Here is a 15,103-nt window from a genome sequence, read left to right as displayed (position 1 = left end):
CGGCTAGCGGCCCGGCTCGTCCCACGACGCGGAGGCGCGCAGGAGCCGATCGAGATCGCGCTTGGCCCGGCTGGCGCCGGCCGCATCCATGCGGGCGGGAAAACGCATCATCCAATTGCCGATGGGATCGACCACATACAGATGCTCCGCCAGCGCGTGGCCGGAGGCTGGCGCCAGCCACTGCGCCAATTGAGCCGCCGGCACGCGCAGCACCGTCGCGCCATGCAAGCCGTTGTTCAGGCGCTCGGGGACGGGCGCGGCGTCGCTCACGAGCCAGACGCGGTCGAGCCGATCCTTTTCGCGGCCCAGGCTTTCCCGCAACTGGCGCTGCAGATAGAGCTGCTGCTCGCACAGCGCATCGCAGCCCGCATCCCCCACCGCGACCAGCAGCCACTGCCCCTTGAGCGTCGACAAGCGGACGGGGGCGCCATCGCGCGTGGTCGCGACCAGGTCGGGCAGGCTGCGCTGCGGATCGACGAGTTCGCCGTAGACGCGCCGGCCCTCGGGCCGGATCACGTAGTAGGTGAAGTACGAAGCGATCACCGGCGCCGCGCAGCACAGCATGACCAGGATCATCTTCCAGCGGCCGATCACGGTCCGACGCCCTTCCGCGCCATCCAGGGCCTGGCGCGGCGACGGCATCGAGTGCACGGTCAGGCCGAGCGGCTCGTCAGCTGCGGCGGAGACGGCGCGCGCGGCGGTAGGGGGCGATGAATTGAAACCAGACATAGAGGAATACCACGAGGGTCGCGAGCCCGAACCACTGGAACGCATAGCCGTAGTGCTTTTCGACACCCAGCGCGGGAGCCGGCCAGTCGCGCTGCAAGCCCTCGGAAGCCGGCCCGGCCTGCTGCAGCGAGACATCGGTCCGCAGGGGCAAACCGGTTTCGGCGCGGAACGCTTCGAGATCGAGATTCTGCCGGATGGGCGAAGACCCCGCGCCGGGCTGCGCCGGCGCCCCCGGTGCGGCCTTGCCCAGTTCAAGCAGGTGCGAGGGGGGTGGCTCGATCCTGCCGGTCACCTCGACCAGGCCGGCTGGCGTGTCGACCGGCGCGAGTTGCGCCCGGTCATTGAAATTGCGCTGCACCCAGCCGCGCTGCACCAGCACGGTCTGCTCGCTGCCCTCGACGGCAAAGGGCGTGAGCACGTAGAAGCCGGGCACGCCATGCATCTGGCGGTTGTCCAGGTAGACCGTGTGCGGCGCCAGCCAGAGCCCGCGCAGGCGCACCGGCCGGTGCAAGGCCGACGTGGCCTTGTCGAGCGCGAGGAAGGCCTGCTGATCGATCGGCGGAAGATTCTTCTGCGCATCGATTTCCGCCTGCAGCGCCTCTTTTTGCGCGGCGCGGGAGAGCTGCCAGCGACCCAGCGAAACGGTCGCGGCGAGGGTGAGCACGGCAGCCACCGTGAGCAGCCAGAAACGCCCTCTGCGCGAGTTGTGCGCAGGGGGCCGAAAGTCATCGTTCAAGTCAGGGGACGGGTCGGGCCGCCGATAATGGGGGTCATGAAATACCTTGTCGCCCTCGCCTTCGTCGGCATCCTGGCGAGCCTCGGATTCGCGCTGTTCTTCATGCTGCGGGACGGCCGCGAGGGGCGCGCCAAGAGCGGCGGCATGGTGCGCGCGCTCACCGTTCGGATCGGCCTCTCGGTGGTTTTGTTCCTCTGCCTGCTGGCGGCCTGGAAGCTCGGCTACATCCAGCCGGGGGGATTGCCGCTCGGCAAGTAGGTTGTGCTCGTTCCACAAGCACCATGAAAAAAGCGCCTTTCGGCGCTTTTTTGTTGTGCCGTCGGGGATGCTCAAAGCCAGTAGACCAGGAAGTACAAGCCGAGCCACACCACGTCGACGAAGTGCCAGTACCAGGCGGCGCCTTCGAAACCGAAGTGGCGCTCCGGCGTGAAATGGCCGCTACGCAGCCGCAGGGTGATGAACAGCAGCATCAGCATGCCGATGAACACGTGCAGGCCGTGGAAGCCGGTCAGCATGAAGAAGGTGGAACCGTAGGCACCCGAGCTGAGCTTGAGGTTCAGGTCGGTGTACAGGTGGTGGTACTCGTAACCCTGCACGCCGAGGAAAGTCGCGCCGAGCACCACGGTGAGCCACATGAAGCGCACGGCCTGGGCGCGGTGGTTCGCACGCAGCGCGTGGTGGGCGATCGTGAGCGTGACGCCCGAGCTCAGCAGCAGCGCCGTGTTGATGGTCGGCAGCCAGAAGGGGCCGACCGTCTGGAACGGCTCGACGATGTCGGCCGGCGAACCCGTTGCACCGGCGGCCACGGTGGGCCACACGGCCTTGAAGTCGGGCCACAGCAGGGCGTTGTCGAGGCTGCCGAGCGAGGGCAGCGCATGCGTGCGGGCCCACCACAGCGCAGTGAAGAAGGCACCGAAGAACATCACTTCGGAGAAGATGAACCAGCTCATGCTCCAGCGGAACGAGAGGTCGACCTTGTGACCGTACTGGCCGCCTTCACTTTCGCTGATCGACCGGCGAAACCAGACGAACAGCGTGCCGAGCCACAGCAGCATGCCCGCCGCCAGCGACCATGCGCCCCACTGATGGCCGTTGATCCACTGGGCGGCACCGAAGATGACGAAGAGCAAGCCGGTCGCGGCCAGGACCGGGTAGGCCGATGGCGGGGGCACGAAGTAGTAGGGCGTGGTGCCGTGGGCGGTTGAACTCATATCAGGTCCTGGCTTTCTTCTCTCAATTCAAATCTGTGGGGCAGGCATCTTCTTGTCAGGGCGCGACGACGAACTTCACCAGGAGGATCAGCCCGACGACGAACACCACCACCGCGACAAAGCCGACGGCAATGATGTGCAGCGGCGTGAGCTTGGTCATGTCTTCCTGGTAGTCGCTGTTCTTGCGCACGCCGAAGAAGCCCCAGGCCACTGCCTTGACGGTGCGCCAAAGGGAGCCTTTGCGGGGCGTTTCGGTCGCGGTCATGAGCGTGGCTCCGCAACCGATGCCGCCGCATTGGCCGCCACAGGGGCGGCCGGCGTCTTGCCGCCGACCTCGAAGAAGGTGTACGACAGCGTGATCGTCTTGACGTCCTTGGAGATCCTCGGGTCGATCACGAAGGCGACCGGCCACTGCTTCTTCTCGCCCGCATCGAGCGTGTACTGGTTGAAGCAGAAGCACTCGAGCTTGTTGAAGTAGGGCGCGGCCTGCTGCGGCGCGTAGCTCGGGATGGCCTGAGCGGCCATGCGGCGGTTCTGCACGTTCTGGAACTCGTACATCACCGTGTTGAGCTGACCCGGGTGCACCTGCATCGAGCTTTGCGCCGGCTTGAAATCCCAGAGGCCGCGCACGTTGGCGTCGAACTCGACCGTGATGGTGCGGCTGGTGTCGACCTGCGTGTTGTCGGGCAGCCGCACGTTCTTGCCGCCGCTGGCGCCGCCCGGCACGGCGAGTTCGGACAGCGACAGGATGTTGACGCCGGTCATCTCGCAGATCGCGCGGTACATCGGCACCAGCGCATAGCCGAACGCGAACATGCCGGCCGCCACGACGGCCAGCTTGCCGACCATGCGGACATTCTCGCGGCGGATGCGCTGGCCGATGCCCATCTTCAGTGTCCGATCCAGACCATGCGAACGATGAACCCGATGAAGAACAGCACCGCGATGGAGGCCAGCGTGAGCCCCATGCGTCGGTTGTTCCTCTTTTGTTCAGGCGTCATGACGCGATTCCTCTCAGCCGATCACCTTGGTGGCGGTGGGATCCAGCTTCGGCGGGTTCTCGAAGGTGTGGAAAGGTGCGGGCGAAGGCACTTCCCACTCGAGGCCTTCGGCGGCTTCCCAGGGCTTCTGCGACGCCTTCTCGCCCTTGCCCTGCATGGTGGGCAGCACGATGAAGAGGAAGAAGTAGACCTGTGCCAGGCCAAACGCGAAGGCACCCACGGAGACCACCGCATTGAAGTCGGCGAACTGCATCGGGTAGTCGGCATAGCGACGCGGCATGCCGGCCAGACCCAGGAAGTGCATCGGGAAGAAGGTGATGTTGAAGGAAATCAGCGACCACCAGAAGTGGACCTTGCCGCGCCACTCGTTGTACATGACGCCGGTCCACTTGGGCACCCAATAGTAGAAGCCGGAGAACATGCCGAAGAGCGAGCCGGCCACCAGCACGTAGTGGAAGTGCGCCACCACGTAGTAGGTGTCCTGCAGCTGGGTGTCGATGGGCGCGACCGCGAGGATCAGGCCCGTGAAGCCGCCCATGGTGAACACGAAGATGAAGCCCACGGCGAACAGCATCGGGGTCTCGAAGGTCATCGAGCCCTGCCACATCGTCGCGATCCAGTTGAAGATCTTCACTGCCGTCGGCACCGCGATCAGCATGGTCGCGTACATGAAGAACAGCTGGCCGGTGAGCGGCATGCCGGTCGTGAACATGTGGTGCGCCCAGACGATGAACGACAGGATCGCGATCGACGAAGTGGCGTAGACCATCGAGGCGTAGCCGAACAGGCGCTTGCGCGAGAAGGCCGGCACGACCTGGCTGATGATGCCGAAGGCCGGCAAGATCATGATGTAGACCTCGGGGTGGCCGAAGAACCAGAAGATGTGCTGGTACATCACCGGGTCGCCGCCGCCGGCGGGATTGAAGAAGCTGGTGCCGAAGTGGCGGTCGGTCAGCGTCATGGTGATGGCGCCGGCGAGCACGGGCATCACGGCAATCAGCAGGTAGGCGGTGATGAGCCAGGTCCAGCAGAACATCGGCATCTTCATCAGCGTCATGCCGGGGGCGCGCATGTTGAGGATGGTCACGATGATGTTGATCGAGCCCATGATCGAGCTGGCACCCATGATGTGCATCGCGAAGATGCCGGCGTCCATCGAGGCGCCCATCTGCAGCGTGAGCGGCGCGTAGAGCGTCCAGCCCGCGGCGGGCGCGCCGCCGGGCATGAAGAAGGAACCCACCAGCATGATGGCCGCCGGGATCAGCAGCCAGAAGCTGAAGTTGTTCATCCGCGCGAAGGCCATGTCGGAGGCGCCGATCTGCAGCGGCACCATCCAGTTCGCGAAGCCCACGAAGGCCGGCATGATCGCGCCGAACACCATGATCAGGCCGTGCATGGTGGTGAACTGGTTGAACAGCTCGGGGTTGACCACTTGCAGGCCGGGCTGGAACAGCTCGGCGCGGATCAGGAGCGCGAGCACGCCGCCCACCATCAGCATGGTGAAGGAGAACAGCAGGTACAGCGTACCGATGTCCTTGTGGTTGGTCGCGAACACCCAGCGGCGCCAGCCGGCCGGCGCGCCATGGTGATCGTCGTGGGCATGGTCGCCGTGGGCGTGACCGTGGGGGTCGAGGACTGCGCTCATCTTGATATTCCTTGCAAACTCTTCGTCGTGGCGTCGCGGTGGCAGGGGCTTACTTGCCGCGCTGCGCGAGCACTTCGGCCGGCTGCACGATCTGACCGGTCTTGTTTGACCAGCTGTTCTTGGTGAAGCTCGCCACGGCCGCGAGGTCGGTGTCGCTCAGCTGCTTCCAGGAGGGCATGGCGCCGTTGTTCTGGCCTTTGAGCAGCACCTGGACCTGCTTGCTGTGATCGGTATCCAGCACGACCGCTGCGCCGTCGAGCGGCTTGATCGGGCCGGCGCCCTTGCCGTTGGCCTGGTGGCAGGCGGCGCAGTTGGCCGCATAGACCTTCTCGCCGCGGGCCAGGATTTCCGGCAGCGTCCAGACCTTGCTCGGGTCGTCCTGCTTGGCGGCCGCCTCCTTGCGCTTGGCATCCACCCAGGCGGTGTAGTCGCCAGCCGAGACCACCTTGACGTGGATCGGCATGTAGGCGTGTTCCTTGCCGCAGAGTTCCTGGCACTGGCCGTAGTAGTCGCCCACCTTCTCGGCGCGGAACCAGGTGTCGCGAACGAAGCCCGGAATCGCATCCTGCTTGAGGCCGAGCTGCGGCACGGCGAAGGCATGGATCACGTCGTTGGCGGTGGTGATGATGCGCACCTTGGTGTTGACCGGCACGACCATCGGGTTGTCGACCTTGAACAGGTAGTCGTCCGGCACGTCGCCCTTGGCGCCGGCATCGGACAGCGCGCGGTGCGAGCTGTCGAGCGTCGAGATGAAGGCCAGGCCTTCGCCTTCGCCCTTGATGTAGTCGTAGCCCCACTTCCACTGGTAGCCGGTGGTCTTGATGGTGAGGTCGGCGTTGGTGGTGTCCTTCTGGGCCACCAGCACCTTGGTGGCCGGCAGCGCCATCAGGATCACGATGATGAAGGGCACGATGGTCCAGATGACTTCGACTACCACCGATTCGTGGAAGTTGGCGGCCTTGTGGCCGACCGACTTGCGGTGCTTCCAGATCGAATAGAACATGACCGCGAACACGGCGATGAAGATCACGGTGCACAGGATCATCATCGCGTTGTGCAGGAAATGCTGCTCCGCGGCGATCTTGGTGACACCGGTCGGCAGATTCAACTGACGCACCGACGGGCCGCCGGCCAGGTCGTTGACCGCGTGCGCCGCGCCGCTGAATGCCGCGCCGGTCGCCAGCAGCAGATTCGCCGGCCAGTGCTTGTTGCGCCAAATGCTCTTCATCGTGTTCACTTCTTCATTTCCAGTTAACCCACCGGTCCCCACGGTGCCGCGCTGCGCCGAGCCTCAGGCGCCGCGCAATGCCATGCGAATCTCGCGCGCCAGCGCCGCACGCAACTCCGGGCGCACGTAGCGCCCCACCCTGACCGAACGACCCTGACCCGAAACCTCGATCAGCGAGCGATCGCTGGCCTCCGGCTCGACCCGCACCTGGTGCGGCAAGAATTCCGTGCGCTCGTAGTGCCCGCCGTTTTCGAGCTCGACCACCAGCCGGCCGCCCTGCAGCGCGATCTTTTCGCCGTCGGTCGCATGCCGCGCATACAGCAGGAACGCGAAGCCCACGGCGGCCAGTTCGAGCCACGCGAACGGCAGCACGAGCGGCGCGCCATGCAGCCAGAAGGCGGTTCCGATGCCGAGCGACACCACGCACAGCGACGCATAAAGCCAGCCGAGCTGGCTCGGCGTGACCGAGCAGTTGCGCTTCAGGAACCAGTGGATGCTCTGGCCTGAGACAGTGGCAAAACGAAACACGGAATTCGACACGGGCGAGTTCAGCAAATCGGTGCGTCGAAACGATGTCAAACCCATGTCCGACAGGCCTCGATCACGGGACAATACCCGGGAGTTCACGCAGCGCCGGATTGTAGCGGGTCGAGCAAGCGCGGCTCAGCCGCCCGGACGGCCGCGCTGGAGCATGGAGCGCATCTCGCGCAGCGAGACCGCGCTTTCGGCCGCCAGCGCCACCCGCGGCGCGGGTTTGAAGGCATGGCCGTAGATGATCTCGAAGGTCAGCGCGATCCGGCCGGCGCCTTCCGCGGAGAGCGCGAAATCGGGCAGCGTCCGGCACAGCGTCCGATGCCAGGCCTTGCCGCGCAGCCCGGGGAAACGCGCCGGATGAAGGTTGCGCCCGAGCGTGCGCAGCTCGGCGAGCGCCGCCTCGGCGGTGGGCCAGGTGAGCATGATGCGCTCCATGTCCATCACGGGCTCGGCGAAGCCGGCGCCCACGAGCATGTCGCCCCAGTCGTGCATGTCGGTGAACTCGTGGCTGGGCGGGGGCCAGCCGAAGCGCTCGTGCAGCACGCGCAATTCGCGCAGGGTGTCTGGCCCGAAGCAGGAGAACATCAGGAAGCCGTCGGTCGCCACCAGGCGGTGCCAGCGCGCGATCAGGGCCTGCGGATCGGCCGCCATGTGCAGCGCCATGTTGGCCCACAGCAGGTCGACGCCCTCTTCGGGCGGCGGATCAAAGCTCGGCCGCGCGCCCTGCCAGCGCCGCGCGCTCCACCAGGGTGCCGCCAGCGCCTGGCCGGTGGCCGGTACGAGCGCCGCTTCCGGCTCGATCACGAAGGACTTGGCATCGCGATAGCGGCGCACGACCTGCGAGTGCACCTCCAGGCCGCCGTGCAGCGGCGCCCAGTCGGCCCAGCTGCGCGGCCTTGCCTTGATCCATTGCAGCCGGTCTTCCATGCGGCGGCCGATTTCTTCGTGCAGCCACGGCGAACCCGAGGCCGGCGCGAGCCGGCTCCAGCGTGCGGCCGCCGTGGCGTCGATGGTCGGCGGGCGCTGCGCGGGGTCGGTGTCCATGGGGCGCTCAGTATATTGAGCCATGTTCAAGCCGTGGATCGAACGTCCTTTCTCCGCATTGCTCGAGCGCCTGCCGAGCCAGTGCGCCGTGTGCCGCGCCTGGCCCTCGCGGCCGGTGTGCGACGGCTGCGTGACGCGCTTCGCTCCACCCGTTTCGCGCTGCGCCACCTGTGCGCTGCCGATGCCGGCCGGCGTTGCGCAGTGCGGCGACTGCGTCTTGCACCCGCCGCCGCCGCTCGACGCCTGCCTGATGGCTTGCGCCTATGGCTGGCCGTGGCCGGAATGCATCGCGCAGTTCAAGTTCCGCGGCGACGCAGGCTGGGCCGCCCCGTTCTCGACGCTGCTGCGCAGCGCACCCTGGGTCGAGCCGGCGATCGAGCAGGCCGACCTGGTGCTCCCGATTCCGCTGGCGCCGGCACGGCTGCGCGAGCGCGGATTCACCAGGCGCACGAGCTGGCACGCCGGCTGGCGCCGCGCAAGGTCGACGCGACCTTGCTGCTGCGCACCCGGGAGACGACCGCGCAAAGCGGCCTGACGCGGGCGGAGCGGCTGCGCAACCTGCGCGGCGCTTTCGCGCTCGAACCGCTGCGCGCAGTGGCCGTGCAGGGGCGGCGCATCGTGCTGGTGGACGACGTGATGACGAGCGGGGCTTCGCTGTTCGCGGCCTCGGAGGCGTTGCGAATGGCAGGCGCATCGCATATCACCGCCGTCGTGCTGGCACGAACGGATCCCCCCGCAGGATAGGCCCCCACGCTCGGCACTGCGTGTCCTCGCTGCCCCTGAGGAGGCCGCGGGTCGTCTTGGGGCGGCCCGGCGTCGACCTGAGCACAATCGCCCCATGTTCCACATCGTCCTGGTCGAGCCCGAAATCCCGCCCAACACCGGCAACGTGATCCGGCTCGCCGCCAATACCGGCTGCACCCTGCACCTGGTCGAGCCGCTCGGCTTCTCGATGGACGACCGGCTGCTGCGGCGCGCCGGGCTCGACTATCACGAATACGCCGAAGTCCGGCACCACGCGAGCTGGCAGATGCTGCTCGATGCCGAGCGGCCGGCGCCCGATCGCCTGTTCGCGCTCACGACGCGGGGCACGCGCGCGGTTCACGACGTCGCCTTCCGCCCCGGCGACTGGCTGGTTTTCGGATCGGAGACGCGCGGCCTGGCGCCCGAACTGCGCGAAAGCTTTGCGCCGCCGCAGCGCCTGCGCCTGCCGATGCGCGAGGGCCAGCGCAGCCTGAACCTGTCGAACGCGGTGGCGGTAACGGTCTTCGAGGCTTGGCGGCAGAACGGATTTGCCTGAGCGGTGCGGCCGGCTTCTGCTCAGGCCGGCAGACACCGGGCCGAAAGCGGCTCGCCCAGAAAGTCGAGGAAGGCCCGGGTGCGCGCCGGCATCAACTTGCGGCTGGGCAGCGCCGCGCAGATCGTGAAGCGGCCGGCGGTCCACTCGGGCAGCACCGGCACCAGCGCGCCGCTGGCCAGCTGCGACGCCACCAGCACCTTCGCCAGCGCCGCAATGCCCGCGCCTGCCATCGCGGCCTGACAGAGCAGTTCGAGGCTGGCCGATTGCAGCGCGACGGGCATGTCGACTTCGACCGGCACTGCCGATCCCTCGCGCGGCTGCAGACGAAGCCGCGCCCCCGGAAAGCGAAGGTAGGCAAGGCCTTCCAGGTCTTCCGGCCGCGCCGGCGTCCCTGCGCGCTGCAAGTAGGCGGGCGCCGCGCACAGGATCATGTCGGTGCGGGCCAGCGGCCTCACGACCAGATTCGGATCGGCACCATCCTCCAGCAGCAGCAGGCTCAGGTCGGCGGATTCGACCCGTTGTCGCGGAAAAGGGTCGACGGCGATGTCCAGCGTCAGCTTCGGATGCAGCGCACGCCACGAGGCAATGCGCGGCGCCAGCAGATGGGTGGCGAGCGCCGGCGTGGAGAGGATGTGCAGCATGCCCCACAGCTCGCGCGTGCTGCCCGCCGCGGCGGCCTCGGCGTCGTCGATGCCGCGCAGGATCGTGCGCAAGCTTTCCAGATAGCCCGCGCCCGCCTCGGTGAGGTGGATGCTGCGCGTGCTGCGCTGCATCAGGCGCGCGCCCAGATGCGCCTCGAGATCGCCGATCAGCCGGGTGACCGCCGCCGGCGAGAGCTCCAATGCCCGCGCGGCCGCCGCAAAACCACCTTCGTCGATCACGCGCTGGAAGACGCGCATGGAAAGCAATCGGTCCATGCGAACCCTACGTGCCGGCCGGGCCGGCGGATTCGCTTCGCCGAGAAAAAGCCGCCGCTCAGCGGAAGCGGCGCACCACCGATTCGGCGACGCAGGCGGGCTTGGGCGCACCTTCGAGCTCGATCGTGGTCTCCCAGACCATCTGTAGACCATCATCCGGAATCGGCTCGGCACTCAGCAGCTTCATGCGCCCGCGCAGGCGCCCGCCGACGGGCACCGGCGTCATGAAGCGCACCCGGTTGAGCCCGTAGTTCACGCCCATGCGCGACTCGACCACCTCGAAGGCCGTTTCATAGAAACGCGGCAGCATCGACAGGGTCAGGAAGCCGTGCGCGATCGGCCCGCCGAAGGGGCCGGCCTTGGCCCGCTCGACATCCACATGGATCCACTGGTGGTCGCCGGTCGCCTCCGCGAACTGGTTGACCTGCTCCTGCGTGACGGTGATCCAGTCGCTCACGGCGACTTCCTGGCCAACGCAGGCGGCAAGATCCTGAAGGGTCTGGAACGTTTTTTTCATGCGCTTCACTCTATCCGGCCGGCGCCGCAACCGCTGTAGCTGGCGTGACAACGGCGCCCCATTCGGGAAACACCGCGGAACCGGCTTTGCCGGGCCGCTGGTGTTGCCCCCGGTGAGGGGGTTGGCGGCCACACGAAGTGGGCAAGCCTGGGGGAGAGCTTATGAATCGAGCCATTGACGGATCGGCTCCCACTGCTCGAGATCGCGCTGCACGCGCCCCGGCGCGATGTCGAACAGCGTGAGCCCGCGCGCGGCCAGCTGCACGTAGTTCTGCGTGTCGCGCAGCTCGCCCAGCACCGGCACGCCGAGCCCGGCGACGAATTCGCGCAGGCGATCGGCCGCCAGCGTGCGCGCGTCGACGCGCATGCCGACGAGGCCGATCTTTGTCTTGTCGGCATGGCGGTGCGCCAGCAGCTTGTCGAGGAAGTCGCGCGTCGCGTAGATGTCGAAGATGCTCGGCTGCAGCGGCACCAGCACCTTGTCAGCCACCGCCACCACGTCCTTGAAGCGCGCACCGTGCAGACCGGCGGGCGTGTCGATCACGGCATGCGTGGTGCCGCGCGGGGGCCGTACCACGTTGCCGTCGTCCGACGCCTCCCAGGTCCTGATCTCGCGCGCCTGCGGCGTGCGCAGGCCGAGCCAGAGCCTGGACGACTGCTGGCGGTCAATGTCGCCCAGCATCACCGCATGGCCGCGGCTCGCGAAGTAGCCCGCAATATTGGTTGCGAGCGTGGATTTGCCGACCCCGCCCTTGGGATTGGCGACCAGGACCACCGGCATGACAGGCTCCTTGGATGCGAAAGACAGGCGCCATGGTAGCCGCGCGCGGAGTGCGCTATGTTCGGCGCCTATGACGACAACAACAGGCCCGGGAAGCCCCCCACCCAGCATCTATCTGCTCGCCGCCCATCCGCACTGGCGCGATTCGCGCGCCAACCTCGCCCTGCTCAAGGCGGCCCGCGAGGTGCCCGGCGTCGACGCCAACGACCTCTATGCCAGCTATCCCGACTACGCGATCGACGTCGAGGCCGAGCAGGCCCGTCTGGCCCGCGCCGACCTGCTGGTGCTGCTGCATCCGATCCAGTGGTACTCGATGCCGCCGCTGCAGAAGCTCTGGTTCGACGAGGTGCTGAGCTACGGCTGGGCCTACGGCGGCGGCGGGTCGGCGCTGGAAGGCAAGGACTGCTGGCTGGTCGCGACCACCGGCGGGCCGGAGCACAGCTACCACCCGCAGAGCTACAACCGCTACTTCTTCGACGCCTTCCTGCCGCCCTACGAGCAGACCGCCGCGCTGTGCGGCATGCGATTCCTGCCGCCGTTGCTGTTCCACGGCGCGCGCAGGGCCACCCAGGAAGAGCTGCTGGCGCACGTCGAAGTCTTCACGGAGCGACTCTCGTCCTATCCGAACTGGCCCGAGCTGGAAGACATGGAGGGATGCCCCAGCTGCGTGGTGCCTGCCACCGACAGGCCGCACGAACACGAAGAGGCCTGAGCATGGAACATGCACCGGCCTGGCTCGTCAATTCCCTGATCTATCTGGGCGCCGCGGTACTCGTGGTGCCGCTGTCGAAAGCGCTCGGCCTCGGCGCGATCATCGGCTACCTGGCGGCCGGCATCTTCATCGGCCCCTGGGGGCTGGGCCTGGTCAGCAACGTGGTGGACATCCTGCACTTCGCCGAGTTCGGCGTGGTGCTGATGCTGTTCCTGGTCGGCCTGGAACTGGAGCCCAAGCGCCTGTGGAGCCTGCGCCGGCCGATCTTCGGCTGGGGCTCGGCCCAGGTGCTGGCCTGCGCTGTCGTGCTGTTCCTGGTTGGCTGGGCGGCCGGCGCGAGCTGGCGCGTGGCGCTGGTCGCGGCGCTAGGGCTCGCGCTGTCCTCGACCGCGATCGCGCTCCAGGTGCTGGGCGAGCGCAACCTGCTGCCGACCGCGAGCGGGCAGGCCGGCTTCTCGATCCTGCTGTTCCAGGACGTGGCCGCGATCCCGATCCTCGCGCTGCTCCCCCTGCTGGCGGTCGGCTCCGACACCGGCCGGGCCATCACCGGCGCCGACCGTGCGCTCGAGGGCCTGAAGATCGTCGCGGTCGTCGGGGGCATCGTGCTCGGCGGCAGGCTCGCGGTGCGGCCGATCCTGCGCTGGATCGCGCGCAGCAACACGCCCGAGATCTTCACCGCCGCCTCGCTGCTGCTGGTGGTGGCGATCGCGGCGCTGATGCAGTTCGTCGGCCTGTCGATGGCCCTGGGCGCCTTCCTCGCCGGCGTGCTACTGGCGGAAAGCGAATACCGGCGCGAGCTCGAGACCGACATCGAACCCTTCAAGGGCCTCCTGCTCGGCCTGTTCTTCATCGCGGTCGGCATGAGCATCGACTTCGGCGTGCTGATCGCCCAGCCGGGGCTGATGGCGCTGGTGGTGGCCGGCTTCATGCTGTTCAAGTTCGTCGTGATCTACACGCTGGCCAAGCTGATGGGCGTGCCCTACCAGGAACGACCGGTGTTCACGCTGCTGCTCGCGCAGGGCGGCGAGTTCGCCTTCGTCGTGTTCCAGGCGGCCGGGCCCAACGTGCTGCCGCCGGGCGTCGCCTCCTTCCTGATCGGCGCGGTCGCGCTCTCGATGCTGATCTCGCCGCTCCTGCTGGTGGCGCTCGACAAGTGGGTGCTACCGCGCTACAGCGCGCAAGGCCCGGTTTCGATGGACGAAATCTCCGAGCAGCAGGACGCCAAGGTGCTGATCTGCGGCTTCGGCCGCTATGGCCAGATTCTCGGGCGCATGCTGAGTGCGCAAGGCCTGACGCTCACCGTGCTCGACCACGACCCCGACACCATCGAGAGCCTGCGCGAGCTCGGCTTCCGCGTCTTCTACGGCGATGCGACCCGGCTCGACCTGCTGCGCACCGCCGGCGCCGGCACCGCCCGCGTGCTGGTGGTGGCGGTCGACGACATCGAGCAGTCGCTGACCATCGTCGACCTCGCGCGCGAGCATTTCCCGAACGCGCGCATCGTGGCGCGGGCACGCAACGTCGGCCACCTGTTCCAGCTGCTCGACCGCGGCGTGGAGTCGATCGAGCGCGAGCTGTTCGAGTCTTCGCTGCGCAGCGCGCGCTCGGTGCTCGAAGGGCTGGGCTGGCCGGCGCACGAGGCGCGCGAGGCCGCGATGCGCTTTCGCCGCCGCAACATCCAGCTGATGTACGAGATCTACCCGCACTACAAGGACCGCGCCAAGCTGATCGCGGTCTCCAAGGAGGGCCGCCAGCAGTTCCAGGAGCAGCTGGCACGCGAGCGCGAGGAGCGCAAGAAGCGTTCGGGCCGCGACTGGGACCTGGCCGCTGAAGAGGAAGAACAGATCCCTTGAGACCTGCTACTGGTCGAGCTTCAGCAGCCGCACCGCGTTGCCCTTGAGGATGCCGGGCATCACTTCGGGCTTGAAGCCGGCCTCCTCGAAATCCTTCATCCAGCGATCCGGCGTGATCAGCGGATAGTCGCTGCCGAACAGGATGCGGTCCTTGAGCAGCGTGTTGGCGTACTGCACCAGCTGCTTCGGAAAGTACTTGGGGCTCCAGCCCGAGAGATCGATCCAGACGTTGGGCTTGTGCGTCGCCACGCTGAGCGCCTCGTCCTGCCAGGGGAAGCTGGGGTGGGCCATCACGATCTGCATGTCGGGGAAGTCGATCGCGACGTCGTCCAGGTGCATCGGGTTGCTGTATTCCAGGCGCAGCCCGCCACCGCAGCGCATGCCCGAGCCGATGCCGCTGTGGCCGGTGTGGAACACGGCCGGCAGGCCGTACTCGTTGATCACCTCGTAGATCGGCCAGGCCATCTTGTCGTAGGGGTGGTAGCCCTGCACCGTCGGATGGAACTTGAAGCCCTTGACGCCGTGCTCCTCGACCAGCCGCCGCGCCTCGCGCGCGCCCATCTTTCCCTTGTGCGGATCGATGCTGGCGAAGGCGATCATGATGTCGCTGTTCTTCTGCGCCGCCTCGGCGATCTCCTCGTTCGGGATGCGGCGCCGGCCCAGGTTCGACTCCGCGTCGACCATGAACATCACCAAACCGATCTTTCTTTCACGGTAGTAGTCGATGCTTTCCTGGATGGTCGGGCGCCGGCTCGACCGGAAGTACTTGTCGGCCGCGCGGTCATATTCCTCGCCGTAATTGTCGAAGGGGTTCCAGCAGCTCACTTCGGCATGCGTGTGGGTGTCGATGGCGATCAGGTTCTGATGGTCCATGGTCTTGTCTCCGATGCGGGTAA

Annotated in this window: 18 protein-coding genes and 1 pseudogene; 5 read left to right on the top strand and 14 right to left on the bottom strand. The window is 67.3% G+C overall.

Annotated elements, in window-relative coordinates:
- Positions 1-3 precede the first annotated feature (3 nt).
- A complete protein-coding gene (locus tag ACSQ89_RS05890) occupies positions 4-729 on the bottom strand; it encodes an SCO family protein (protein WP_436293926.1) in 726 nt (241 codons plus the stop codon).
- Positions 671-1,393 carry an SURF1 family protein gene (locus tag ACSQ89_RS05885; RefSeq protein WP_436293927.1) on the bottom strand — a complete coding sequence of 241 codons (723 nt, stop codon included), beginning with the start codon at positions 1,391-1,393 and terminating at the stop codon, positions 671-673. Before ACSQ89_RS05885 ends, ACSQ89_RS05890 begins: the two co-directional genes overlap by 59 nt.
- Before the next feature lie 99 nt (positions 1,394-1,492).
- Here ACSQ89_RS05885 and ACSQ89_RS05880 point away from each other — a divergent pair, with 99 nt between their 5' ends.
- Positions 1,493-1,723 carry a twin transmembrane helix small protein gene (locus ACSQ89_RS05880; protein WP_093109057.1) on the top strand — a complete coding sequence of 77 codons (231 nt, stop codon included), beginning with the start codon at positions 1,493-1,495 and terminating at the stop codon, positions 1,721-1,723.
- Between the two features lie 71 nt (positions 1,724-1,794).
- On the opposite strand, the gene ACSQ89_RS05875 is transcribed toward ACSQ89_RS05880, so the two are convergent.
- The 8 genes from ACSQ89_RS05875 to ACSQ89_RS05840 form a co-directional block, all read right to left on the bottom strand.
- The gene (locus ACSQ89_RS05875; protein ID WP_093109058.1) at positions 1,795-2,676 is read right to left on the bottom strand and encodes a cytochrome c oxidase subunit 3; all 882 of its coding nucleotides are present in this window, start codon (positions 2,674-2,676) and stop codon (positions 1,795-1,797) included.
- A 55-nt stretch (positions 2,677-2,731) separates the two neighbouring features.
- A complete protein-coding gene (locus ACSQ89_RS05870) occupies positions 2,732-2,941 on the bottom strand; it encodes a DUF2970 domain-containing protein (protein ID WP_436293928.1) in 210 nt (69 codons plus the stop codon).
- On the bottom strand, positions 2,938-3,564 hold the full coding sequence (locus ACSQ89_RS05865) for a cytochrome c oxidase assembly protein (protein ID WP_093109060.1): 627 nt from the start codon (positions 3,562-3,564) through the stop codon (positions 2,938-2,940). The genes ACSQ89_RS05870 and ACSQ89_RS05865 overlap by 4 nt, the downstream gene beginning before the upstream one ends.
- A gap of 2 nt (positions 3,565-3,566) precedes the next feature.
- A complete protein-coding gene (locus ACSQ89_RS05860) occupies positions 3,567-3,677 on the bottom strand; it encodes a cytochrome oxidase small assembly protein (RefSeq protein WP_212733682.1) in 111 nt (36 codons plus the stop codon).
- Positions 3,678-3,690: 13 nt separating this feature from the next.
- Positions 3,691-5,322: a cytochrome c oxidase subunit I gene (gene ctaD / locus ACSQ89_RS05855; protein ID WP_436293929.1), complete on the bottom strand. Its 1,632-nt coding sequence runs from the start codon at positions 5,320-5,322 to the stop codon at positions 3,691-3,693.
- A 49-nt stretch (positions 5,323-5,371) separates the two neighbouring features.
- On the bottom strand, positions 5,372-6,550 hold the full coding sequence (gene coxB, locus ACSQ89_RS05850; protein WP_436293930.1) for a cytochrome c oxidase subunit II: 1,179 nt from the start codon (positions 6,548-6,550) through the stop codon (positions 5,372-5,374).
- A gap of 63 nt (positions 6,551-6,613) precedes the next feature.
- On the bottom strand, positions 6,614-7,090 hold the full coding sequence (locus tag ACSQ89_RS05845) for a DUF2244 domain-containing protein (protein ID WP_436293931.1): 477 nt from the start codon (positions 7,088-7,090) through the stop codon (positions 6,614-6,616).
- 123 nt (positions 7,091-7,213) lie between these two features.
- Positions 7,214-8,128 (bottom strand): biotin synthase, encoded by a 915-nt coding sequence (locus tag ACSQ89_RS05840; RefSeq protein ID WP_436293932.1) that lies wholly within the window; start codon positions 8,126-8,128, stop codon positions 7,214-7,216.
- A 22-nt stretch (positions 8,129-8,150) separates the two neighbouring features.
- Here ACSQ89_RS05840 and ACSQ89_RS05835 point away from each other — a divergent pair.
- Both ACSQ89_RS05835 and trmL read left to right on the top strand, forming a co-directional pair.
- A pseudogene (locus ACSQ89_RS05835) lies at positions 8,151-8,872 on the top strand (ComF family protein).
- A 94-nt stretch (positions 8,873-8,966) separates the two neighbouring features.
- Positions 8,967-9,428 carry a tRNA (uridine(34)/cytosine(34)/5-carboxymethylaminomethyluridine(34)-2'-O)-methyltransferase TrmL gene (gene trmL / locus ACSQ89_RS05830; protein WP_093109064.1) on the top strand — a complete coding sequence of 154 codons (462 nt, stop codon included), beginning with the start codon at positions 8,967-8,969 and terminating at the stop codon, positions 9,426-9,428.
- A gap of 20 nt (positions 9,429-9,448) precedes the next feature.
- Here trmL and ACSQ89_RS05825 read toward each other — a convergent pair whose 3' ends face one another.
- The 3 genes from ACSQ89_RS05825 to ACSQ89_RS05815 form a co-directional block, all read right to left on the bottom strand.
- A complete protein-coding gene (locus ACSQ89_RS05825; protein WP_436296141.1) occupies positions 9,449-10,345 on the bottom strand; it encodes a LysR family transcriptional regulator in 897 nt (298 codons plus the stop codon).
- A gap of 58 nt (positions 10,346-10,403) precedes the next feature.
- The gene (locus tag ACSQ89_RS05820; RefSeq protein WP_170855672.1) at positions 10,404-10,862 is read right to left on the bottom strand and encodes a MaoC family dehydratase; all 459 of its coding nucleotides are present in this window, start codon (positions 10,860-10,862) and stop codon (positions 10,404-10,406) included.
- A 159-nt stretch (positions 10,863-11,021) separates the two neighbouring features.
- A complete protein-coding gene (locus tag ACSQ89_RS05815; protein ID WP_093109067.1) occupies positions 11,022-11,642 on the bottom strand; it encodes a ParA family protein in 621 nt (206 codons plus the stop codon).
- A 70-nt stretch (positions 11,643-11,712) separates the two neighbouring features.
- On the opposite strand from ACSQ89_RS05815, the gene ACSQ89_RS05810 reads away from it, so the two are divergent.
- Together ACSQ89_RS05810 and kefC are read left to right on the top strand one after the other, a co-directional pair.
- Positions 11,713-12,354, top strand: coding sequence for an NAD(P)H-dependent oxidoreductase (locus tag ACSQ89_RS05810; RefSeq protein ID WP_093109068.1), 642 nt, complete (start codon positions 11,713-11,715; stop codon positions 12,352-12,354).
- Between the two features lie 2 nt (positions 12,355-12,356).
- Entirely contained in the window at positions 12,357-14,207 is a 1,851-nt protein-coding gene (gene kefC, locus ACSQ89_RS05805; protein WP_436293934.1) for a glutathione-regulated potassium-efflux system protein KefC, read from the top strand.
- Between the two features lie 6 nt (positions 14,208-14,213).
- Here kefC and ACSQ89_RS05800 read toward each other — a convergent pair whose 3' ends face one another.
- Positions 14,214-15,080, bottom strand: coding sequence for an amidohydrolase family protein (locus tag ACSQ89_RS05800; protein ID WP_436293935.1), 867 nt, complete (start codon positions 15,078-15,080; stop codon positions 14,214-14,216).
- Positions 15,081-15,103 lie beyond the last annotated feature (23 nt).

This window comes from Variovorax sp. LjRoot175 (assembly GCF_964253805.1).
In the GTDB taxonomy this organism is placed as follows: domain Bacteria; phylum Pseudomonadota; class Gammaproteobacteria; order Burkholderiales; family Burkholderiaceae_C; genus Variovorax.
Note: the sequence above shows the minus strand (reverse complement) of the source record. Positions and strands in the feature narration are given on the sequence as shown.